Genomic DNA, 22,225 nt, shown 5'->3' with positions numbered 1-22,225 from the left:
CTTCGGCTATTTCCTTGGTAGATACACCGTTGTAGCCTTTCTCTGCTATTAGATCGATCGCCGCCAACAGCAGCTTATCATCACTACCCAGATTGTTACTGCTGCTCATTCTCATCCCTCTTTTCCACGATGACTGTCATCACTTACTGTCATTGTCATTTTATTCTATATTTTATAAATTGTCAAAGGCAACAGCACATATGCAGTTAAAAAAGCATCATAAAGTAGGAAGCCTTCAATACTTTTTGAACTTAATTTTCGACCATTTTATATGATTACCTGCAGACTTTAAAAATTGTCTCTGTTAAGCAAAACTGCCCGTTAACAGAACAGCCACAGGAATTAAGTTGTTACTTTAACGATTTAATTAGAAAAGTCATTCAGTTACCTCTTTTATATGCTTCATTACCCACTTGTGGTAGATGTAAAACAAGCTAAATAATATCCAATCAACAAGATAAGAGTACCCTAAATTCCACCATAATCCGTGTTCAATGTATTTAATTTTTAAGCAAATCCATTCCAATAAGATACATGGAATTGTCCAATAAAAAATATGTCGTGCTACCGTTATAAAGGTTTGTTTTCTTGGAAGTGTTTGAAGAAACAAATATACAACCACAGGATATACAGTGAACGTGTGAATTATTTGCTTGTAAAATAAGTTCCACGAAGTTTGACTAGGATAATTCCAAAGTGGATAAGGAATCATTAACAAATCGGTCATGGTAGCGATAAGTGACGCGACCAAACTTGTGTGGGTAAAAACGGGTAGTTTCTTCTTGTCACTAAAAAATAAAAAAAGAAGAACTGACAAAATACACAGCCCAATAGCAAAAGGCATATTAGTAACCTCATTTAAAGGTAATTGGTTATGGCTTTTTTATTTTTTATTATTATCTACATTTCCCATTTTTTCTCTCTTCCTTGCAATGTTCGATACTCAAAGTGGTATTGAACATAACTGGTTTAGTTGAGTAACGAAAAAAGGGCTGCCATCGCAAGCAACCGTTATTGAACTATGGAATCCCGTTAGAAATAAAATCCTAAATAAATTTAGGGTATCAACTCATGAGTTTCATTAATCATCGCAAGCAAAATCCAAATCACTAAAAAGAACAATCCGAATGCAAATATGAAGAAACCAGTGACTATTTTTTTATCTTTTTTATTCATATTTTCGATATCACCTTTACCCATGTTATCGATCTCCGTTAGCTGAACAAAGTACGAGTGAAACAATAAGTTAACTTACTTTAGTATGTGATTCACTTTCACTTTTTTGGATTGCTACTTTATTAGGCATTAAACATGCAAAAATTAATGCCACAAAAGATAAGAATAACATAAATACATAGGCATCACTTGACCCGAAGATAGAAGCTAATTTCGCTAGTTGCACCGCTGAAATGTTTCCATTTTCAATAGATAACTCAGACGCATGTGAAGCTGCTTGAATCGAATAAACTGTGATGACAACTGCGGTTCCAATAGCACCTGCTAATTGGCGAATGGTATTATTTACCGCTGAACCATGTGAACCCAATTCTTTTGGCAAAGCATTCAACCCTGCTGTATTTAAAGGCATCGTAATAAAACTTAATCCAATTCGTAAAATAATGGTCCGAACCATTAAATACATATATGTCGTGGATTCAGTCAAATCAATGACACCCCACATCGAAATCATGATAAATACTAGACCTGTAATAAACAGTGGTTTCGCCCCATATTTATCATACATTCTGCCTGTGATAGGTGATAAGAAGGCATTAATCACAGCTCCGGGTAATAGAAGTAGACCTGCTTCCAATGCGGTAAAACCTCGTCCATTTTGCAAGTAGATCGGTAAAAGGATAAGATCGGCATACATGATCAGCGTAATGAGTACGTTTATGACTGATGTGAGAGTGAAAATTTTATACTTGAATACGGATAAATTTAATAATGGATCGTTAGACTTTATTTGACGTAAACAGAAGAGACTTGTAACGATGAATCCGATGATCATGGTTGTAATAACAACTGGATCATCCCATCCCTTGCTTCCTGCACTACTAAATCCAAATAAAATTGAACCAAAGCCAATCGTTGATAAAATAACACTTACAGTATCTAATTTTGCTTTTGTTGTTTCTGCAACATTCATTAAAAATTTAAACGCTAGAATAATGACGATTAAAACCATTGGAGCCAATCCAATAAATAACCATCTCCAAGATGCATAGTCAATGATAAAACCTGATAATGTTGGAGCGATGGCTGGCGCAAAAATCACGGCAAAGCCAATGGTCCCCATAATACTTCCACGTTTTTCTAAAGGGTATAAGTGTAAAATAACCGTCATCATTAGTGGCATAATGATTCCTGCCCCGATGGCTTGAATCATTCTTCCTGTTAACAGAATGCCAAAATTCATGGCAAAGGCACAAAGCACAGACCCGATGAACAAAAAGAACATCGAGCTAATAAACAACTGCCTTGTTGTAAAACGTTTCATTAAAAACGCAGTAATCGGCACTAATACCCCGTTTACGAGCATAAAACCTGTAGATAGCCATTGTACAGTTGCAGCCGTAACATTAAATACTTCCATTAAGTTAGGCAGTGCTACATTTAATAGCGTCTGATTTAATGTTGATAAAAAACACCCTGCAATCAGGACAATTATTAAGTTTTTTTTATTTCCTTCCGTTATTTCCATCGGCATTTATAAACTCCTTCATTTTATACTTGAGTTATCAACACTGTGTCGATAAAATCATAGTAACAAAATAATTATTCATTAACCATAAACAGTTTTTTTGAAAATGTTCACTACTCGACACAGAAAGTATGTCATGTTGAGAAAGTTAATAAAAAATCTATAAGGAGTCTAAAAATGTCTACACCTAAAAATGAAGATCCTCGTACCATTCGTTCAAGGGAAATGTTCAAAAATGCCGTCTTTTCTCTCTTATGTGAGGACTCCACTGTAAAAAATTTAACGGTACAGAAAGTCGCAGGCAAAGCAGGATTAAATCGGACAACCTTCTATTTACATTATCAGGATATTCAAGATTTACTAACGCAAATCACTAATGAGATTTTAAATGAGCTTTCTGATAAAATTGATGATTTAATACATACAAAAGATTTATCAGAAAAACAAATGCTAACGCAATTGCTTGATTATTTGTATACCCATCGAAATTATTTACTTATCTTATTTAGTGTGAATCAGTTTGAGGAGCAATTGTTTTTATTATTAAAGAAATTAATAGAAACAAGAAGGAAGAATACGAAGAAGGATTTACCTGCAAATTACGTTTCAGTAGATATAAAAACAGCCTCACTGGTAGGCATCATCATGTGGTGGATCAGGAAGGGGCTTCATTTTAGTTCAGATTATATTGCAAATCAAATTTATTTAATGTACAAATCGCAATGATTCTAAACTAATATTCCAGCCCATTTTTTTGTAATCAGTTCCATAAGAATTATCGATTATGCAAGTATAAGGTGTAGAATTATAGTTTGTTATTCCGCTAAACTCCCTTTAGCAGAATAAAGGAGCCATGAGACTCCTAGAAAAATCGTTTATATAGTTCTCTACGACGCTCTCCACGTAACTGAGCATAAATTTGAGTTGTAGATGCCTTTTCATGCCCCAACATCCCCTGAATGAAATCTAATGGTGCGCCATTATCGAGTAGTTGGCAAGCGTAGGTGTGTCGAAAACGGTGAGGATACATATTGACAGGAATCCTACCACGGGCAGCAATCAACTTTACAGCGTAACGGTGGGTTGGGATGGTCAATCTTCGAATTGGTTTCCTGTTCGTTACAAAAAGCGCCTCACAATGATCTTCCCGACTATCTAAATACTTTTTCAACCACACCTTGCACTCCGTTGTAAAATAAACCTCTCTTTGTTTTGAACCCTTCCCATTCACAATCGCAGATCCTTTCTCCCAATTGATATCTTCGATGTTTAGTCAATGAACCTCTCCCACACGACAGCCTGTGGAGTAAAGGAATTGGAGCAGAGCATGGTCTCGGAGGGACTGACAGGATATCTTGAGATGAATGACATCTTCTTCGATCAGGAATTTGGGGATTCTCTTGTCGGACTTCGGTTCTTTAAGTTTGAGAGTCGGATTTCGTGCGATATATCCTTCTTCAAATGCATATCGAAAAAGTGACCTTATGAATCGGATGCGATGACCCAAGCTACTGGGCTTTAGACGTTCTGACTGTTTTGCCAGATAATTCTTTAACAATGGCAACGTGACATCTTCTAGTTCCAGATCACCTACTTCACGAATGAGGACATTTAACTGAAGAGAATACGCTTTTAATGTATAAGGACTGAACCCCAGAATACGTTTGTCTGCCTTATATAAGTTCCACAACTCACTTAAATACATAAAGAAACCCCTCCCCAGAATTTATCTTCATAGATCCAGCATTACTGGAATGGGAGAGGGTTAATCATTTTATTCTGTTGAAGTAGCGATCCCCGTTAGTTGAGTCCCTTTAATTTGGTTTTGCATTGATTTCCGTTAAAGTTCATGCATCACGAAGTCCCACCGAGTTAAGGCAGCTTGCTGCCGGCCGCGATGCGGTTAGTCGGTGCGGATGTGTCCCGGCAATTACTTCCTCGTTCCTTGTTTCCGGGACCGAGGGTCGCCCAGACCCGGAGCGTGAATGCGGTGTTTATATGATGCACCCGACTTCTTCGAGATACTTTCACACTGCTTTTCTGTTTCTATTTTTACTCTAGTAATGTATATTTCAGTTAAGTCTTCTTTTAAACGTCACTTATTTATTACCGAGTTGTTCCGCCAAACCGATTAGAAGTCCTTCATTTCCACGAATGTAGCAGAGCCGATACGAGTCCTCGTACTGAACCACTTCGCCAACGAGCTGAGCACCATACTTAGTGAGTCTGGATACCATTTCGTCAATGTCTTCAACGGTGAACATGACGCGTAGATAACCGAGGGCATTTACAGGAGCAGTTCGGTGATCTGATATAGTAGGTGGGGTGAGAAATCGCGAAAGTTCAAGTCGGCTGTGGCCATCTGGGGTAACCATCATAGCAATCTCTACACACTGTGAACCCAGCCCGGTTACGCGACCAGCCCATTCACCTTCGACAGTAGCTCGCCCTTCGAGCTTCAAGCCAATCTCCTCGAAGAAAGAGATTGCGTCATCAAGGGATTCTACAACGATGCCAACATTGTCCATTCTTAGTAATTTGTTTTTTGCCATAGTTTTATCTCCTTATGTGTACAAATTTATTACCTGATCATCTTCATATTTATTCTATCAAGAATTACTAATTCCTTCCAAACGATTAACATCTTGTCACAGTTCATGATAACAAAGATAAGTCACAGTATAGTAAAATGTGAAATTTGGTTTTCGGATATGTCATATTAACTTTTATTCTAGAAATTCAATTCGTAATTACCGTAATAAGATCGTTTTACGTAATAAAATTACGTAGATACCCCTTTTCTAAACTCCTAATATTTTTATACTTTAACAATTCGGAGTTACGATATTATCTCCTGCTTATTATTTTTGATGTAGAGTAGGGGACTGGTTTCCCAGTCCTCCCTCATCAAACCGTACGAGCGGTTTTCCCGCATACGGCTTTCCGATGCTCTTCACCTTGTGCAGTATAGCTACCCCAAGCGCTAACTCGTTTCAGTCCCATACGTCCGAATTCCTCTGCTACCTTTCTCGGATGCAAATGGTTTCGCTTGTACTTCTTGTTCCAGTACAGTGTCAGTCTCCGAATAATGTGCCAATCCACTTTTGCCAGGAATTTGTTTGACATGCCTGGGTCCACGCTGCCGTAGTAATTCTTCCATCCTTGTATAATAGGATTGAGCTTGTCTACCATTTGTTTAGGCGACCAATAGAGAAGTGCGCGTGGTGCGGTTACTTCCTTCACCTTGGCACGCATTTTCTTCATCGCCTTCTTAGATGGAATACTCCGCAAGTCGTAGAATTTCCCCGACTTAAACAACTTCGGCATGCGCCGGTGATGAAATCCGAGGAAGTCGAACCCCTCTTTATCCAACCACAGGTTCACTAATTTGGACTTGTCCGTGTTCATGGTCAGTTCCAGTTTCCCGAAAACTGCCTTGAGCACTTGAATGGCTTCAAGAGCGTGGGTTTTCTTTTCGCATAAAATAACCAGATCATCAGCATAACGCACTAGTGTGCCAATATGGAGAAATTTCTTCTCCCATATAGAATCGAGATAGTTTAGGTAGATATTCGCAAGTAATGGGGAAATCACGCCACCTTGGGGGCTTCCGATTTCTGTGTCACGGAACAGGCCTTCTTCCATGACTCCAGCTTTCAACCATTTTCGAATGAGTTTCAACACTCTTCGGTCGCTCACCCTTTGTTCCACGAGTTTGAGCAGTTTGTCATGCGGGATATTGTTGAAGTACCCGGTGATGTCGACATCCACCACCCAATATACTCTCCCGTAGTTCACCGTTTTGTGTATCCTCTCAATCGCCTGTTTGGCGCTTCGCTTCGGTCGAAACCCAAACGAGCAGTCTTTAAAATCTGCTTCAAATATCGCCTCCAGGACGATTTTTGCCGCCATCTGCACCAGTCGGTCTTGAATGACAGGTATCCCCAGTGGCCGTGTTTTACCATCACCCTTGGGTATATCCTTCCTTCGTACGGGTTGAGGTCGATAGGTGTCCTCCAACAACTGCTGTTGGGTATCTCTCACAAATTGTTCTTCCCCGTACTCCCGTACAATGTGCTGAATCGTCACACCGTCGATTCCTGCACTACCTCGATTTGCCTTGACTCGCTTCCATGCTTCCCGCATGACATCTGTTCGGTACACCTTATCGTACAGAGCATGAAACCTGCGCTTGGCATTCGCCTTAGCCGCAAGGTAGAGGGTTCTTTGGAGTTCTCGAACTTTTCCTTTGATGTAGTTAGCAAATTTCACTGCATTCACTCGCTCTTACCTCCTTTGATACCCGTGAACAAAGTGGGGTACTGTGTTTACACACGCCCTTCCCTCCACGAGGTTGTGTTGTCCTCGCTTCCCCGGTACTATGGCCCCCTCCGACTCCCTTCTCGCCGCTGGCCACTTCACCCCTTTGGGCTTATAGGTTCACGCTTTACGACTCCGTCGTGCGAGGTAGGGTCTCCCTAGTTCCAGACACAACTGTCACTGCATGCCGATCCCCATACACCGGAGGGTTCTTCCGCGCTGTTTCTCCAAGTTCTTCACGCGTTCCATGGCCTTCATCACACAATACGAGATTCGGCTCCCTCTTGTCCCTTTCGGGTTGTAAATGACGATGCGGCAGGATTCACTTCATGTTACGGCCTGCAGTCTTGCTTCACCCTTAGTCAGGGCTTTTCACAGGGCTCCATCCTTAGGCTCTCACCACCAGATGCCTGCTAGCTACGAGGCGGCTTGGCCCCTACCTCGATTGGACTTTCACCAATGAGCTGTGCCTAGCTTTGCTAGGCGCACTATTGTGCTATCCTGCCCAATAGCGCAACAACAAAAGAAAGAAGACTGTCCTAAGCAGCCTTCCTAAGTAATTTAATCCCGTTATTCTAATAAAATCAACAAAGTAAAATGTCATTAATGTCTAATCAGACCTAAGATAAAAAGAAACGCCTAACTATTGGAAGTTGGTGCGATTTCTCTCTTTCTTGACAGATGCTATTTAATTTTCTTTCTGCCCATAAAGCCTTCGTGGATACCATGGTAATAGTCAATCTGATCCTCCCCTTGTTTCCAGCAAAGCAGAACCTCTTCACCATCGATCCAAGCAGGAAAATCAATTAATCCATGATCAATATCCTTTAATTGGACTCCTTGGGTATGTATATTGTTAATATGCATATTAGCTTCCATTTGCAGAAACTCGAGCTGACATTCCAATTCGAAAGTTCCTTCTCCATCGTTTATGGTACGTAACTCGACATATTTATCCTGAAACTCATTCTGAAGTCTCTGCAAATGATGAAGCTCAACTTGGATGATGGGCAGTAGCTCTTGAGCTTCGGAAAGAGTAAAGTACTTTTTCGTCAAGAAAATACACCTCCATTCAAAACAGGAATAGACCATATCCTTCTCCAGGTACTAATTCTTATTATTTATTTTATCCACTTCATCAAATCGTATTGATTCCATTATGTAGCTAACCTTCCCGGAATACGTATTTCTTCAAAGTGACGGGTTGTTACCTTGCGAATGGTTACCGTAGGCCGTGAGGTTGTGGAGGAAACGTAAAATCGCAAAACCTCCGGGTGAGCGGAGTTTTTGATGAAGAGCAGAAAGAGAATCCCCCACTTTAAGATCGCATGCGCGTCCTCTTTTACTCCGATGCCTTCTCTGCCCTTTATCGTCTAACCTTGAACCATTCTATGTCCGACCTTACTACCTAGCTTCCAAGAACTCATCCGAGAACATCCCCAACTTTCATTTCAAGCTTTACTATCGATCCCTGAACACATCTTAGAACAACCCATTGAAGAGCTCACTAGACTATCCCATCATTTCTATCCCGTGATCACCCCTCGTCTGATCAACATCTTAAAAAAGATCCTTCCTCGTCGACGAGCCAAAGGTCATAGCGCATTGGAGCCGATCACGATACAGGAGGTGGCATCTAGAAAGCCCATGGAACTTCAGTGAATTAATCATTTGGGACCTAAGGTGTTTAAAGACTTACTGATTATGCTCCTCAAAATCAGTCGGATCACCCCACCCGATGAAGACAGCATTCGTTATTAGTTGGGGCCTGAAAATCCATTTTTTTAAATTTTCTATTAATTACTTTACGGTGATCATACCAACCATAAAGTTGTGCGGCTTGCAATAAATATGATATTCCCCCTCTTTTTTGAAGGTCATGGTATATGATCTTCCTTTGCCAATATTGCCGCTGTTAAAAGATTCATCTTTAGCCGACACCGTATGATCGACATCATCCAGGTTGTTGAATGTGATTGTAGATCCGACTTCTACAGTCAATGAACCTGGCTTGAAAGCAAACGATTCAATGTTTACCGTGTAGGTTTTCGCTGGATTAGCTGGCTTTGTAGATGTTTTCTCTGTTTTCTGTGACGGATGGGCTGCCGTTTTAAATTTTACTACCTCCTTGACTGCAGGAACAATCGGCTTATGATTGGCCCCTACGAGTTGAACGGTCAATGTATGATCGCCTGGCTTTATATTTTCGAAAATCACAGGTTTTTCGCTAATTTGCTTATAGGCCAATTTGGGATTGGTAATATCCGTATCTAGCCAGAGGTGTAAATGGCCTTCTTCAACAGCTACCTCACTCTTCGTACGGAAATCTAAGAATTTGAACCCGGTCAGTTCTGAGGTGACCGTTACTTTGTCCCCGAAGATGGTTTCACCTTCCTTAGGTCCTTTGATGGCTAGTGATGGAGTTGTTGCTGTTGTAAACGTAATGACTTGCTTAACTTCAGGCGTAATTGGCTTATGATCATTTCCCACCAACTGGACCGTAAGAGTATGATCTCCAGGTTGTACATTCTCAAACACGGCGGGTTCTCCATCGATCATTTTATAAGCTAACATAGGATTGGAAGGATCTGTATCCAGCCAAAGATGGATGTGTCCCTTCCCGTTTTGAGGTTGCTTTTGTTGTCGGAAGTCCACTAGTTCATGATTAAAGGAGGCAATGGAAATCTTTACTTGATTGGTGTAAAGAATATCATCTTGGGAAGGAGATATCACCTTAAAAGAAGGATTGTCGTTGGCTTTTAAGGATACAGTACGGGTCTCCTGACTATAACCGACTTTAAGCCCCAAGTTTTCAGAAACAAAACGAAGCGGCACGTATGGCACCTGGTTGATAATAGCGGCAGACACATCCAAACTTACAGTGGTCCCGTTAAAGTTCGCTGCATTGCTACCGATTGGAAGTAAATAAATATTGCTTCCTTTTATAATTCTTATTGTCTTGTTTACCTGGTCGTAAGTCATCTTGGCCCCAATTTCTCTTGCAAAAGTTTCAGAAGGAACCAATAAGCGATTATGTACAAGTACAGGTTCCTGACTAAATTCAAGGGCTTTTCCATTAAGGAGTACTACTGTTTTGATTAGAGAAGCGTTATTCATATTAGTAGCTTCAGTTTGAGCTCCTGTTCCCAGTATTCCGCATATTAACAGACCAGATAATATGGAAGACATCATTTTCTTCATTCGTATTCCTCCTAAGTTTAATTGCGAGAATTTCTCGCTTTTACTAAGAGAACGACGAAGAATTCAGTCGGTTTGTACAAAATAAAAATATTTTTTGATAGAAGAGGAAGGGGGGTTGCCTTGTTAACGAAATTTTATAACCTGAATAAGGGGGTATCGGACGAAAGGTTTTAGAAGGAAAAAGACAGAATTCGAATACCTGGATAAAGGGACAATCTTTTTAGGACCTGTTACAATAACAAACGAGGGGTTGTCCCAGATCCTTAGTCAACCCCTGTTAAAACGGTTCTATTAAGTTCCTAACACCTTTTTTCCTCTTGGTTGGGTTCCATCGGCATCCGGTTCCAAGGTAATGCCAATAGCTTCAAACGGTAACTGTTCTTCTTTCATTTCGTAAGTCAGAACACCGTTTCCCTGCTTATCTACACGGAATACCCCAGCACTTCGCCTCTTTCCCGACTGAATCAACCATACTTGATAGGTCTCAGTTCCCTTTGTCGCTTCCAGTCCCTCGAGATGAAAGACGAGTTTTTTGGCGTTTCCTTGCTCAAACAGCCAGACGTTCCCTTTGGCTGATACAAGGGAGGGATCTGCCGACTTTAAAGAATAGGCTTGAAGGACCTGAGAGGGAAGCTGGGATTGTTGTTCTAAAGCCAGCAACTGTTGTCGCATAATTACGTTGTTCCATAAAGCACCAACCAAAGCAACTGTCAAGGCGGCAGTTATCCATATATAGGAGGGAAGGCCTAGAAATGTCAATCGTTCTGGCCATTTCCATTTACTCGCAGGCTTATCCTCCTCTTCAGAAAAAAAGATCGCTTGCATGACTTCTTTCTTGAGATCGTCGGGAACATCCACTTCCTCCAGATTGTATGGAATCATATCCCAAGCCTCCTGCAATTCTCTTACTTCCCTACTACAACTGGAACAGTTTAAAAGATGTTTATCCATGAAGTTTTTTTCTTCTTCTGAAATTTCTCCGATTACATAAGCTAGAATCTCATTAGATAATGAGCAATGTTCATAAACTCCCACTTTTAAACTCCTCCATCTCTAGTACCAAGTGGCTTCGCAGAATCTTAAGTGTTTGATGAAGACGGCTCTTGATCGTGCCAATGGGCTCTTCTCTCATTTGGGCAATTTCACTAAGTGAATGGCCTTCCCAATATAAGGATTGGATGAGTTCTCTTTGGCTTTTCGATAAGTATTGATAAGCGTTTTCAACCTGTTCCCGAAGTAGCTTCCGTGATACGATATTGGCGGGATTTTTTTCCGGTTGATCAGGAATCCGATCCCAACGCTCAGGCTCAATTGGAACGAAGGACTGATTGCGTCTTTCTATTCGGATATGATCGATCGTAATATTCCGGGTTATGGTCAGTAGCCAATTCACGAACTGGCCCTTTTCTGAATCATAACCTTTCTCGGTCGTCCATAAGCGTGTAAAAACGGCTTGAACGATTACCCTTGCCATATGTTCATCTTTGGTTGATTTCATAGCAAAGGAATAGACTAATTTAATATAACGATCATATAATTCTTCTAATGCTGGGCGATTCTTTTCCATGACCAGCCGCATTAATTCTGTATCACTCTTGTTTCGCATGAGATAGGCACTCCTTGTTTTTTACTCATACTTTTATTAACGTAAAAAAACAACAACCGGTTTGATTCTATTTTTAAATATTTACTCCAAATGATAGTTTATTGCTTCGAAGCCAATCATTTGAAGACCTCTCTAAAATAAATCAAACCAGCAGGAAAAGTTTGAAGGCCTATTCAAAACATCTTTAGTAATTTTTTTATTTATTCTTAGTCAAATGATAAAGCTACAAAAATTAAACTTTTTATATCGTGGCATTATTTCAGTTCTTATACGTGCAATTTCATCTAAACCTTCAAAAATTCTCTCTAAAAGGTGCAGAAGTTGTATCCGCTTAACAAATAATCATTACGAATCCTAAGAATCAATATGGTATGTGAAGGTATTCAATTAATATTTGAAATATCAAACGTAACTGATTTTAAAACATAACGAAAAAGTATAAAAACAAGAGATAACAACTATGTTGAAGAATTTATAAAATAAGAAGGCACGAGGGCCTTCTTATTACAAAACGTTACTTTTTAATCACAGCATTATGCTGGATGGTATCTTTATTTATCCACTTTACAGTTGTACCAGGTGTGATTTCAAGTGTTTCTGGTGTATAAGTGTAGTCTTTTATTTCGACTGTTTGTCCCTCCAGCAATTCACCGTCTTTAACAATGATCGTCATTGTCATATATGGATGAGGATCGCAATGAATAGCATATTCCCCAGATTCATTAAATGTATACGTATATGTTTCGTCAGTTTTTAAAAGAGGGGTGCTTTCAAGAACCATTTTTGATGCTTCTTGTTTTGAATCATCTAAGTTCTCTTGTGTTTGGGATACCTTTTTTTCTGAATGATGGTTTTCCGTCATTAAACCTTCCGTAAAATAAGCTGTACCTCGGCTTCCCATTGTCGCTGTGAAAAACGGAAAGGCACCTGTTTCTATCGTTTGGATCACTTCATTCGTTGTTGTATCGACGACAACAAGTTTATTTTCTTCCGTAACAGGTACATAAACTTCTTTATTGTCTGGAGTGATTGCAATACCATGCGGACCTTGTCCTACTTTAATCGATTTTATGACTTCTTTTGATGTTGTATCAATGACTGTAATGGTATCGTCTCCTATATTCGCAACATACGCAAACTTACCATCATTTGTTAAATCAATCACGTGATGCCCTTTGCCAACAGCAATCGTTTCAACCATTTCTCCTTTTTCCAAGTCAACAATTCCAATGGCATTTGATTTTGTTAATGTTACCCAAAGTGCTTTTCCGTCTGGTGTAATTGTTAAATTATGAGGCAAGTCTTTTACACCTTTAATTGTATTAATAACAGATTGATTTTTTGTATCAATGATGGATATCGAATTTGAGCCTGTATTTGTAACATAAAATTTACTGCTATCTGGGCTAGAAATTCCGTTATGAGGGAATTCACCAACTTGAATGATAGTACTTTTTTTCATTTGTTTAACATCAATGACTGACACAGTACCCTCACCTTCATTTATTATATAGGCCCATTTTCCGTCTGTTGTAAAGTTCACTCCTTTTGGTGTTTTACCAACCGGAATGCTTTTAATTATTTCTTTTGATTTGGTATCAATAATTGAAACTTCTTCTGATTTGCTGTTTACAACATACGTATAACTTCCATCAGGCGTTACTTGAACATATGTAGGTTTTTCCCCTACATTCAACGTACTAACAACGCTATATGTTGTAGGATCAATGATTTGAACAGTGTTTTCTTCCTGATTGTTGACATAGATTAAGGGGGAGTGGCCATTATCTGTCTTAGTGCTTTCTTCATTAGTACTTTCGTTATTTCCCATGGCTACAGGTTGAGTGTTTTGTCCACTGCTGCATGCACTTGTGACTAACAGTAATAATGTAACAATAAATAGCACCACATAAGATGATTTTAAATAGTGTTGTATCATGGAAGATACCTCCTTTTTTATTCCTAGTTAAGTAAACGAATAAAAGAAGATATCGGTTTGCAAATTATAAAAATTGAAACAAAATGATTAGTGGACCCCCTACTTGCTAAACTCTAGAGAACATATTTTTGGTATTACCTGATGAGTTTTGAAAATTAGAACTTTAGTGAAATTAGTTTATTACTGTACTTTTTATTGCCAGTAATATTTATTCCGGTTCTATGTTCAATTGCAACACAGATCCCATTCACAAATGAAAAAGGAAATGCATGTATTTTTAATCCGTTCCATAATAGGGTACGCATACTGTATTCAATGCATCTATTCTTTTTAACTAATAACACTATTCTTGAAGTAAGGGATTATAGTAAGTATGCACGGTAATTAGATAGGTTAGTCTAATGTATAAAACAATTCATAATTTTTTTATACCTCTTCCACTCTCCTTCCTGGTATTATTGTATAGGAAGAAAATGTAAGAGGAGTGGATATCATGCTTGACCACAAACTTTATAGTATCGAATATTTTGCCGACCTTTTTCACATTGCTGTATTCTTCAAAGGTCAACCGAAATTTGACAAGTTAGATTATCAATGCAAGTTGGATAGAGTTTATCGAGTTTCCGTCTCAAACGTCTTGAAGTATGCAAAGGAGGATGCAGAGCAGAAACTTGAGTACATAGAAAACGCACAGAAAGCTTATGAAGCTGTAAAAGCTGATTATGAAGCTAATTTGTAGACTCTTTGTAACTTTTATAAAAATTTAACGCCACTCCCAAATACCATCCTCACGAATGTAAAGCACTCTTTGTTCAATTTCTACTTTAGCAATCATCTCACGATATTGTTCTTGTTCAGTCATTTCTTAATTCCCCATTTCTTCGATTGGATTTATTGTAAATTACCTTAAATTGAGAATACATTGAAAAGTGGACATATGAAAAATTAATATATTTAATCATTACAATAAGTATTTACTTATAAATAATAAAAACCTATTCTATATTGGGGTTTTAATTTGTCATTGCTACTAGTTTCTTGTTTTTAGTGAATTTAACGATAATAAGTAAATGGTTATTATTTTAATAACAATAATTAATTTTCCATATATAAATTTCCGATGTATGATTATTTCAAAAATTAATAACAAATAAATCAAATCGGAGAGGTCGGGATTATGCGTGAAAGGAACACTCGTTGAGGTGGTTAAAGGATTAGGAGTTGGCCTTGTTGTGATTACGTTATTACCCTTTATCACAATTAGAGAAATCACAAAAACAGGTTAGGAAAAGTGAGTATGGTTAGTTTTGTGCATAAACCCTATGGCGAATCCCCTGTAAGAAGCCATAGGGTTTTCCTTATCTAAAAGCTTGCAAGTCCTTATTTTTCCACAAGATCTCTAAAAATACTTTCGTTGCTTTGGTATGAAACTCCGTATCTTTTTTTACAATTGAAAATTGACGAATAATAGGGTTACCATTGATTTTCAGTAATTTTAAACTACCGAGTGAGTCCTCTTTTTTAACTGCCCAATGGGATAGAAGCGTAATACCTAGGCCAGCCTCTACGGATTCTTTAATAATTTGAGTACTGCCAAACTCCATAATGTCTTTTGGAAAAAAATGAAATTCAGAAAACATTTTCTCCGTTGCTTCTCGTGTTCCCGAGCCCAATTCTCTCACAATCCAAGTTTCATCCGTCAATTCGCTTAATTGAATTTCCTTGAGATGAGCATATGGATGATGAGCTGAAACAATGACAAACATGTGATCTTCTGAAAATGGCTCAATAGATAAATCTTCATGTTTAAAGTCTCCCTCAACAATTCCAACGTCTAATTGATGGGCAAGGATCAATTCTGCAATTTTTTTTGTATTTCCTATCGTAATGTTCGGTTTTATCAAGGGATACTCTTGACGCAAATAAGCGATGATATGAGGCAAAATGTATTCACCAAAGGTATAGCTGGCGCCGATGGATAAATCTCCTTTGTTTTCATACAGCAAATCATCCACTAAGCCTTGCATCCGAGAGTAAAGACTCGTAATTTCCTTTGCATGATGGTAAACAATTTCTCCAGCTTTGTTCAAACGCACATATTTATTTGTTCTTTCCAATAATCTAGTTCCTATCGTTCTTTCTAATGCTTGAATGTACTGACTCACAGCAGGCTGAGTCATATGCAGTTCTTCGGCAGCGCGAGAAAAGTTCTGCTTTTCAGCTACAGATATAAAGACCAGTAACGATTGATCCATAAAGTCCCCTTTCTTTAGGAAGTCATTCATTAGTAAATAATTATCATTATATCTTAAATGATTTATTTTTCTAAATGTTAAGAAGGATAGAATGAACAAGAGATTCGCTAAGTGAAAATTTTCATTTTGTAAAAGCAGATGCTTCACTTTCTCTTCTTTTGGCAATTTGCACTGGTCTGCTGCAATAACGTAGTATCTATCTTCAAGGTTAAAGAGGAAAGTACAATCATTAGAGTAGGAATTATTGTTCTATTTGATAATCTTTAATTTAGGAACAAATTGAAGGCTATACTTGGAGCAACTGCAGTACGGAACTAATAAACACCTGTACCTTTCGAACGGAGGTAAGGACTTCTTCCTCCACTTTTGAATAGACCGCTTTTCCTTTAGGTAGAAGCCGGTATACTCGATGGGACCTCCGCTCTCCTTCCCATTCCCCTTCTACCCATATTTTCTTTTCCATATCCCAAAGAACTTCATAAAAATAGGTTTTGGCCGGTTGCCAACCATACTTTTTGAGAGATTCGTTGAATATCGTGGATGGGATTAATCGAGGTGTGTGGTGAAGTTCTTTTAAGATCATCCACTCAACTAAGCGGCGGACATGAACCAAACGACTAAAAAATTTCTGGTGTTTACTATTTGTATGGATAATTGAAGGTTTGCTACCCATCCGTGTAATTTCAAATACGAACAGATCGGCCCAATGCTTCACTATCGTAAAAGACTCTATATAACTTTGACTATACCACTCTCGTTTCTGTCTGCCTGTCGGGGTGATCGTTAATAAAGTTTGACGGTGATCAGTGGAAGGTACTTTTTGTATGAATCCTTGCTCTCTTAAAGAAGTTAACGTCGCATAAAAATGGGATTGGCTTACTCGTCTTCCTAATAGTTCTTGGCCCATTTTAAGAAAGAGTGCCGATCCGCTCTCTGTCCGTTGATCGAGTGCTTGCAGTACGAATAACATAAACAGTTCCCTGTGACTAAGCCCTATTTTTTTTACGGTTAGCACCTCTTCTTGATCTGGGTTCATCGTGTCTCCTCCTCTCATATCACGCTTATTCTATTATATACCATTTAAGAAACAGTACGCTAACGGAATATTTTAATAAATCCAATAAAGATATCTCACCTTCCCCCCTCCCATTTTCACCTTCAGTTTTACTACCTAACCACAATTTTTACTCTTTCAATAAGGGAAGTATGTAAAAATCCATAAAAAGTGATTGTGTCCGTAGATTCCAACATATATTCCGTTAGCGTACTGTTTGATAGAAGAAGCATTAGGAACGTTTGCGAGCGTGGTATAGTTTGCTTTGGATTTTTTCCACCGTAATCACCTTTAGTCCCATTTCCAATTATTTATCAAATGTATTCTATGTGTATTGTACTTTGCTTATTGTTTCAAATTGGTTCCTTGTTTCTTGTTTCTTGTTGAAGATTTGACGATAACATAACATATTGAGCAGCAACCACTACGATTTTTATGTTGTCTCTGCTTCTAAAAACAAAATGAATCAATCATTTCAGCTTGGTCTCTTTGTAGGAAATTTCAGGTTCAGCATCAACTTTGCTTCCTGATTACAACCATGAAATAATAGGCAAATAAGCTGACTCTCCGTTGAATTTTTCTCTGGAGGATATTGTTCCCAAAATCATATTAGACAAAATCGTTTGTTGCGTTAAACTACTCGTCCGTAGCAACGCAAAAGAGGATCGTAACCCTCGATCCTCGATTATCAATCTCCGATAGCGTAAAAATCAACTTTTTGCCTAAATAATTGTTCTTGATTTGATGTCACCTTTAGATTTAATAAAAAATGAGCCTATTCGGCTCTACAAGTGTAAATCTCAGGGGTATACTCTCCTCCTCTATCGTTGATAAATCGTATATTTTCTTCTTCCTTTTTAGTTAAGTTTAATCCTCTTGCCACCCAAGGCCATACAGCACCAATATTTTGATTATTATTTGATATCCTAAGTGCCTCATCTGTAGTTAAGTCAAATTGTCTGTGATCATTAATAACATGGAATTTTGAATCTCCACCTGAGGTTGTTATTTGAATAGTTATCATAAAGTTCCTCCTTAGTATTTTTACAATACTAAAGTTCCCTACATTTGCTTGGAATAATCAAATAATTGGTTACACCCTTATCTCTGCTCCATCGTTACCCCGCTCATATTTATTTTCATCCAACGTTAGCTCTTTATACTGACGGCAAAAAGGGTTATTGAACAATTGATCCCCGTCCCTCGATATTTAAGGAAGTTTTTCCACATGCTCTCTCATTCGCAGAATTTCACTACCTCGAAAAGAGATGATTGGATGGAGAGTATGTCAGATAGAACCGGTGGTGTTGAATTGAAGCATGTTTAATATAGAAGAAGTGATGTCGATTCACCTTGGAAATCTTTTACGTGACGTATCCTCTACTACCTTTCCTTGGAAGTTCACCTCCCACTGCTCTACGGGTCCATGCCCTTACATTCCTTCATTACACCTGTGTCCAAGATGTGGAGACGGATGACGGTTTAGTTAATAAGTCTATGCCCTTCTGGGACTCGAACCCGGTCCTCCCTGCTTTCTTTGTAAAATCCTGCGAACGAGCCAATCTACGTAAGGTAAAATTTCGTGAATTAGAGGATATAACTCCGTATCGAACCTGACCGAAAGGAAGGTGAACCAGGAGAACTTCTTCGTTTTATGCGGTCTGATCATAGATAGGAGCAGCTTTATCAAGACAAATAAATTCTCCATGAACAATTTTGATTAAGATTCGAGCTAACTTCCCTATCAAGTTTCTAGTTGCGATAGTACCAAGAGTTTTACTAAAACGTATCCTAATTTATATTTTGGAAACATATCGTTCAAGGGTAAGGGTGATGTCTAACTAAAAAAGAAAAGAGCACCCTGTTTCCGAACGGGGTGCTTTTGTTATGCCATGTTTTATCGTCTCTATTACATTGTATTAAATTTGGGCATTACATAGGCAATAGCAATTACAAGGAAAAGCAGTCCCCGGCCAATCCACCGTGCTTTAGGTTTTCTTTTTATATGGCCCATAATTAAAATAACTAAACCGGGCAATATCATTAACAGAAACTGAGTATTTGTCATTCCGGGAACCTCCTTCATTACTTTACGGGGTTGTTTCTACTGGAATAAAAGTCTCTCTTGTCTTCCCAAGAGCGTTTAACCATAGTTCAACGAATTTCTCCCTGTCAACGAGTTCGATCTTTAGTCCTTTGGCATACTCAATTGCATTTTCCTAATAACTACTTATTGTAACCAGGAATCCACCTACAGCACCTTGCTTGATCATTTGGCTATGAATGACTGCAATCATGTGGGCTCTCGCATTTAACGTAGCCCAAGGTGAATATTATTCACCTGAAGAAATTATATCTTCTGTAATCCTTTAATTTAACTATTCTTTTTCGGAAGTTTTTTCTTACTAGCCAATCGTTTTCCTTTGCCCATTTTAAGATATCCTGCTTTAACTTTTTGGCATCCTGTTGTTTCTACAACGTTCTCGGGCTTAACTCTCTTCTTAATTGCCAGTCTAACCAGAAAAGTCCAACCTTAATCCTCGTCATCCCCCCTTCTTCTCCACATTAGATGTACTAATAAAGTCTTAAACACGTAAACACGGTTTAAAGGATCATGGAAGAGAAAAGGTCGAAAGATGAGTCGAGGAGTAAAAGAAAAAGCGGAAAGAGCGATCCCGATAAGAAACGGGCCATTAATCTAACTATACTGTTGCCTTTGTATGATGTACTTTATCGGTTAGCTTACATTTGCAATCGTCCACTGAAAGATATTGGCGAAGAACTTTGCTTTCAAGGAATCCGAACACGGACCGTTATAGAAAAAATAGCACCTTTTTTAAGAAGGGATTTCATTTTCCTTATTAAAGGAGATATTGTCTATTGTGGAAACCCGGTCAACACCGGATTAATCTTCGTTTTCGTAAATAAGACTATGAACGATTTGCTGCCCCTAGCCTAGCTTATAGTTTGGATAGGACCATTTCCAGTACCATCGCCCTTTTGTTAGATATATCCCTTCAAGATAAACAAGCACTAGGTCGGTTATTAGTTCAATTCGTTGAAGAAGAATTAGACCCTCAACGATTCAAGCAGTTAAAAGAAGTCCTAAAGATCATCAACCAATCCAACCTCCCCTCTCCGGATGTTTCTCTGGGTACTCTTTTAGGCTATCTTCTTGAAAAAATGGGAACGAAGACCAAACGATTAAAAGAAGTTGAAGAGGAGTGGATCCCCTCTATAGAGCAGTCCTAAAGCCTCTATTTCCTTGAAGATGATATAAAAATAAAAGTAATAAGCTAGGAAATTAAATAGATTGGTGGTCTTTTCACATTCGTTGGACACGAATTTACTGCGGGACTTGCTTGCCATCTTCGATGCAAATAAGATGATGGCGTACGCGGTATCCTCAATGGTTGGAAACGTCAAAAACGACGTTCCCACATACATTGAACCTTTGATTTCAAAATGAAAAATCCTCCCGATTTAACCGGGAGGTAAGTTTTTCTCAACCTGAACTTTTTATTAAACTTTTTCTTTTCATGAAAACCATGAAAATTAGCGGTTGGCGTTACGAAAAGACAAACTCAACAAAACTAGGTGTCCTCATGAGCCCGGCTTTCGTCCAACACTGGAACTTCACCTTCACTTTAACCAATGGATCGAGATAGATCCATTGATCATCCTCTTTTTGAATGAGCTGTTTGGCAATTTGATAAAAGGCTTTCCGTTCGTTGGGGGGTACGAATTCACATGTCCCTACATAACGTCCATTCTTTAGGATCGACCATGCAAATTCCTTCTTCCGAATTCCGCCGATCTCAACCACTTCATATTGATAGTTCTTCACCTTAAGCCAGTTATCGCTGCGAGTATCCAGATGATATTTGCTATCCTTACGTTTGCTTACCATACCTTCTAACCCTTGCTGAACAACGGCCTGAAATAAACCACTTCCATCGTCAAACGTGGGGCATAAGGATATCCAATCTGGCGTTACTATGATTTCATTCAAGATAACCCATCGCTCATGTATATGGGTCATTCATTAAGCTTTTTCCGTTGAGATAAAGAATATCAAAGGCCATAAAATGAACGGGTAAGGTCTGAGAAAGACGGAAGATGGAAGAATCTTTACGAGCTTGAAATCGTTTCATGACCGATTCGAAGCAGGGCTTGGCCTGTTCGTCCAGCACAACCATTTCTCCGTCCAATATACAGGTCTCCACTGGTAGTCGTACGTTTTGAAGCTCGGGGTACTGGGCTGTGCAGTCATTCATTTGGCGGGTAAAGACCTTCACCCGCCCGTTATCGTAATGGAATAGCCCTCGGTGGCCATCAAATTTGAGCTGGTGAAAATATTCGGCACCTTCTTTTATGGTGTCTGACTTATGAAGCAGCATGGGCTTCAAGGGCTTGTTTAACATATCATCCCTCCATAATCACCATAACATTTCCGTGGGTTCAATCAATATGAAAAGAATGGAAGGATTTCGTCCATCAAGCCTTCTATTTATTTTTCTACTATTTTGTCGTCATACATCCATTCTTACATCCCCTACTCCCCGGACGGGTTTTGAAGCCAGAAGCTGAGATGACCGACTACACAAGCCAACACGAATAGCCCGAACTGCTGCAAAGGAGGTTCCAGAACATCCCCTTACCCTTTGGTGCCTCAGCAATTCAGACTAAATATATGACGGAGAAAGCAGCCTTGCATCGAAAATCCCTGCTTTTCAGCCCGTAAGAATTTAAAGGAAAAGATTAATAACAGTGAAACGGCTTAAGGTATAAAACGAAAGCCATGGGAATCGATTGGATTGATTCTCATGGCTTGTTTATTTTATTAAAGTCCTACTCCATCGATTGGTTTATTGGATTCTTCCTGCTAGAGCCTGTTCTGCAAACTGTACTAATCGTTTGGTGATTTCTCCCCCAACAGAACCGTTGGCACGGGACGTCGTGTCTGGTCCTAACTGTACACCAAACTCTTGAGCAATTTCCCATTTCATTTGGTCGATAGCACTCTCAGCTTGCTGTACAAGTTTTTGATTTGAATTACGATTTGGCAATTTACATACCTCCACTCATAAATTTTTGAAAACTACTTGTGAAAGTATCATTCCACTATCTTTGTGCTTTATTCATA

The 22,225-nt window shown here is 38.8% G+C and carries 23 protein-coding genes; 3 read left to right on the top strand and 20 right to left on the bottom strand.

Annotated elements, in window-relative coordinates; all coding sequences use genetic code 11:
• From ABLT31_RS31055 to ABLT31_RS31040, 4 genes are all read right to left on the bottom strand, one after another.
• Positions 1-109 (bottom strand): TetR/AcrR family transcriptional regulator (locus tag ABLT31_RS31055; protein ID WP_367759014.1); only part of this gene is annotated, 109 nt, incomplete at its 3' end.
• Between the two features lie 267 nt (positions 110-376).
• Positions 377-844, bottom strand: a complete 468-nt coding sequence (locus ABLT31_RS31050) for a CBO0543 family protein (protein ID WP_367759008.1) — start codon at positions 842-844, stop codon at positions 377-379.
• 212 nt (positions 845-1,056) lie between these two features.
• Positions 1,057-1,200: a hypothetical protein gene (locus tag ABLT31_RS31045; protein ID WP_367759006.1), complete on the bottom strand. Its 144-nt coding sequence runs from the start codon at positions 1,198-1,200 to the stop codon at positions 1,057-1,059.
• 46 nt (positions 1,201-1,246) lie between these two features.
• Complete coding sequence (locus tag ABLT31_RS31040; RefSeq protein ID WP_367759004.1) at positions 1,247-2,710, bottom strand: DHA2 family efflux MFS transporter permease subunit; 1,464 nt, start codon at positions 2,708-2,710, stop codon at positions 1,247-1,249.
• A gap of 171 nt (positions 2,711-2,881) precedes the next feature.
• Here ABLT31_RS31040 and ABLT31_RS31035 point away from each other — a divergent pair, with 171 nt between their 5' ends.
• Positions 2,882-3,430 (top strand): TetR/AcrR family transcriptional regulator, encoded by a 549-nt coding sequence (locus ABLT31_RS31035; protein WP_367759002.1) that lies wholly within the window; start codon positions 2,882-2,884, stop codon positions 3,428-3,430.
• A gap of 136 nt (positions 3,431-3,566) precedes the next feature.
• Here the strand turns inward: ABLT31_RS31035 and ABLT31_RS31030 are convergent, their stop codons facing one another.
• The 9 genes from ABLT31_RS31030 to ABLT31_RS30990 all read right to left on the bottom strand — a co-directional run bounded on the left by ABLT31_RS31030 (position 3,567) and on the right by ABLT31_RS30990 (position 13,770).
• Entirely contained in the window at positions 3,567-3,935 is a 369-nt protein-coding gene (locus tag ABLT31_RS31030) for a tyrosine-type recombinase/integrase (protein ID WP_367759000.1), read from the bottom strand.
• 42 nt (positions 3,936-3,977) lie between these two features.
• On the bottom strand, positions 3,978-4,409 hold the full coding sequence (locus ABLT31_RS31025) for a tyrosine-type recombinase/integrase (protein ID WP_367758998.1): 432 nt from the start codon (positions 4,407-4,409) through the stop codon (positions 3,978-3,980).
• A gap of 394 nt (positions 4,410-4,803) precedes the next feature.
• Entirely contained in the window at positions 4,804-5,256 is a 453-nt protein-coding gene (locus tag ABLT31_RS31020) for a VOC family protein (RefSeq protein ID WP_047679368.1), read from the bottom strand.
• Between the two features lie 355 nt (positions 5,257-5,611).
• The gene (ltrA, locus tag ABLT31_RS31015; RefSeq protein WP_367758995.1) at positions 5,612-6,985 is read right to left on the bottom strand and encodes a group II intron reverse transcriptase/maturase; all 1,374 of its coding nucleotides are present in this window, start codon (positions 6,983-6,985) and stop codon (positions 5,612-5,614) included.
• Positions 6,986-7,708: 723 nt separating this feature from the next.
• Positions 7,709-8,080 (bottom strand): DUF2203 domain-containing protein, encoded by a 372-nt coding sequence (locus ABLT31_RS31010; RefSeq protein ID WP_367758993.1) that lies wholly within the window; start codon positions 8,078-8,080, stop codon positions 7,709-7,711.
• Positions 8,081-8,824: 744 nt separating this feature from the next.
• A complete protein-coding gene (locus ABLT31_RS31005; protein WP_367758991.1) occupies positions 8,825-10,225 on the bottom strand; it encodes a stalk domain-containing protein in 1,401 nt (466 codons plus the stop codon).
• A gap of 291 nt (positions 10,226-10,516) precedes the next feature.
• Entirely contained in the window at positions 10,517-11,260 is a 744-nt protein-coding gene (locus ABLT31_RS31000) for an anti-sigma factor (protein WP_462976556.1), read from the bottom strand.
• Positions 11,247-11,831, bottom strand: a complete 585-nt coding sequence (locus tag ABLT31_RS30995) for a sigma-70 family RNA polymerase sigma factor (RefSeq protein ID WP_367758987.1) — start codon at positions 11,829-11,831, stop codon at positions 11,247-11,249. Before ABLT31_RS30995 ends, ABLT31_RS31000 begins: the two co-directional genes overlap by 14 nt.
• Before the next feature lie 514 nt (positions 11,832-12,345).
• Positions 12,346-13,770 (bottom strand): YVTN family beta-propeller repeat protein, encoded by a 1,425-nt coding sequence (locus ABLT31_RS30990; RefSeq protein WP_367758985.1) that lies wholly within the window; start codon positions 13,768-13,770, stop codon positions 12,346-12,348.
• A 493-nt stretch (positions 13,771-14,263) separates the two neighbouring features.
• Here ABLT31_RS30990 and ABLT31_RS30985 point away from each other — a divergent pair, with 493 nt between their 5' ends.
• Positions 14,264-14,509: a hypothetical protein gene (locus ABLT31_RS30985; RefSeq protein ID WP_367758983.1), complete on the top strand. Its 246-nt coding sequence runs from the start codon at positions 14,264-14,266 to the stop codon at positions 14,507-14,509.
• 619 nt (positions 14,510-15,128) lie between these two features.
• Here the strand turns inward: ABLT31_RS30985 and ABLT31_RS30980 are convergent.
• The 4 genes from ABLT31_RS30980 to ABLT31_RS30965 all read right to left on the bottom strand — a co-directional run bounded on the left by ABLT31_RS30980 (position 15,129) and on the right by ABLT31_RS30965 (position 19,147).
• The gene (locus tag ABLT31_RS30980; protein WP_367759012.1) at positions 15,129-16,025 is read right to left on the bottom strand and encodes a LysR family transcriptional regulator; all 897 of its coding nucleotides are present in this window, start codon (positions 16,023-16,025) and stop codon (positions 15,129-15,131) included.
• Positions 16,026-16,311: 286 nt separating this feature from the next.
• On the bottom strand, positions 16,312-17,061 hold the full coding sequence (locus ABLT31_RS30975; RefSeq protein WP_367758981.1) for a hypothetical protein: 750 nt from the start codon (positions 17,059-17,061) through the stop codon (positions 16,312-16,314).
• A gap of 793 nt (positions 17,062-17,854) precedes the next feature.
• Positions 17,855-18,103: a hypothetical protein gene (locus ABLT31_RS30970; protein WP_367758979.1), complete on the bottom strand. Its 249-nt coding sequence runs from the start codon at positions 18,101-18,103 to the stop codon at positions 17,855-17,857.
• An 885-nt stretch (positions 18,104-18,988) separates the two neighbouring features.
• Positions 18,989-19,147 carry a hypothetical protein gene (locus ABLT31_RS30965; protein WP_367758977.1) on the bottom strand — a complete coding sequence of 53 codons (159 nt, stop codon included), beginning with the start codon at positions 19,145-19,147 and terminating at the stop codon, positions 18,989-18,991.
• 899 nt (positions 19,148-20,046) lie between these two features.
• Here ABLT31_RS30965 and ABLT31_RS30960 point away from each other — a divergent pair.
• A complete protein-coding gene (locus tag ABLT31_RS30960) occupies positions 20,047-20,331 on the top strand; it encodes a hypothetical protein (protein WP_367758975.1) in 285 nt (94 codons plus the stop codon).
• Positions 20,332-20,647: 316 nt separating this feature from the next.
• Here the strand turns inward: ABLT31_RS30960 and ABLT31_RS30955 are convergent, their stop codons facing one another.
• The 3 genes from ABLT31_RS30955 to ABLT31_RS30945 form a co-directional block, all read right to left on the bottom strand.
• Complete coding sequence (locus ABLT31_RS30955; protein WP_367758973.1) at positions 20,648-21,091, bottom strand: ATP-dependent DNA ligase; 444 nt, start codon at positions 21,089-21,091, stop codon at positions 20,648-20,650.
• Between the two features lie 13 nt (positions 21,092-21,104).
• On the bottom strand, positions 21,105-21,503 hold the full coding sequence (locus ABLT31_RS30950) for an ATP-dependent DNA ligase (RefSeq protein WP_367758971.1): 399 nt from the start codon (positions 21,501-21,503) through the stop codon (positions 21,105-21,107).
• A 444-nt stretch (positions 21,504-21,947) separates the two neighbouring features.
• The gene (locus tag ABLT31_RS30945; RefSeq protein ID WP_367758969.1) at positions 21,948-22,148 is read right to left on the bottom strand and encodes a small, acid-soluble spore protein, alpha/beta type; all 201 of its coding nucleotides are present in this window, start codon (positions 22,146-22,148) and stop codon (positions 21,948-21,950) included.
• Positions 22,149-22,225: the final 77 nt, after the last annotated feature.

The sequence above is a fragment of the Ammoniphilus soli genome (assembly GCF_040813775.1).
The sequence above is the reverse complement of the archived record's forward strand: the minus strand, read 5'-3'. Positions and strand labels throughout refer to the sequence as shown.

What these genes read in the sequence shown, in the direction of transcription:
- ABLT31_RS30975 (WP_367758981.1), bottom strand. Translation starts at nt 17,061, where the DNA reads ATGAACCCAGATCAAGAAGAGGTGCTAACCGTAAAAAAAATAGGGCTT.
- ABLT31_RS30985 (WP_367758983.1), top strand. Translation starts at nt 14,264, where the DNA reads ATGCTTGACCACAAACTTTATAGTATCGAATATTTTGCCGACCTTTTT.
- ABLT31_RS31035 (WP_367759002.1), top strand. Translation starts at nt 2,882, where the DNA reads ATGTCTACACCTAAAAATGAAGATCCTCGTACCATTCGTTCAAGGGAA.
- ABLT31_RS30995 (WP_367758987.1), bottom strand. Translation starts at nt 11,831, where the DNA reads ATGCGAAACAAGAGTGATACAGAATTAATGCGGCTGGTCATGGAAAAG.
- ABLT31_RS31020 (WP_047679368.1), bottom strand. Translation starts at nt 5,256, where the DNA reads ATGGCAAAAAACAAATTACTAAGAATGGACAATGTTGGCATCGTTGTA.
- ABLT31_RS30970 (WP_367758979.1), bottom strand. Translation starts at nt 18,103, where the DNA reads ATGATAACTATTCAAATAACAACCTCAGGTGGAGATTCAAAATTCCAT.
- ABLT31_RS30950 (WP_367758971.1), bottom strand. Translation starts at nt 21,503, where the DNA reads ATGTTAAACAAGCCCTTGAAGCCCATGCTGCTTCATAAGTCAGACACC.
- ABLT31_RS30965 (WP_367758977.1), bottom strand. Translation starts at nt 19,147, where the DNA reads ATGACAAATACTCAGTTTCTGTTAATGATATTGCCCGGTTTAGTTATT.
- ABLT31_RS31025 (WP_367758998.1), bottom strand. Translation starts at nt 4,409, where the DNA reads ATGTATTTAAGTGAGTTGTGGAACTTATATAAGGCAGACAAACGTATT.
- ABLT31_RS30990 (WP_367758985.1), bottom strand. Translation starts at nt 13,770, where the DNA reads ATGATACAACACTATTTAAAATCATCTTATGTGGTGCTATTTATTGTT.
- ABLT31_RS30980 (WP_367759012.1), bottom strand. Translation starts at nt 16,025, where the DNA reads ATGGATCAATCGTTACTGGTCTTTATATCTGTAGCTGAAAAGCAGAAC.
- ABLT31_RS31040 (WP_367759004.1), bottom strand. Translation starts at nt 2,710, where the DNA reads ATGCCGATGGAAATAACGGAAGGAAATAAAAAAAACTTAATAATTGTC.
- ABLT31_RS31045 (WP_367759006.1), bottom strand. Translation starts at nt 1,200, where the DNA reads ATGGGTAAAGGTGATATCGAAAATATGAATAAAAAAGATAAAAAAATA.
- ABLT31_RS31050 (WP_367759008.1), bottom strand. Translation starts at nt 844, where the DNA reads ATGCCTTTTGCTATTGGGCTGTGTATTTTGTCAGTTCTTCTTTTTTTA.
- ABLT31_RS31005 (WP_367758991.1), bottom strand. Translation starts at nt 10,225, where the DNA reads ATGAAGAAAATGATGTCTTCCATATTATCTGGTCTGTTAATATGCGGA.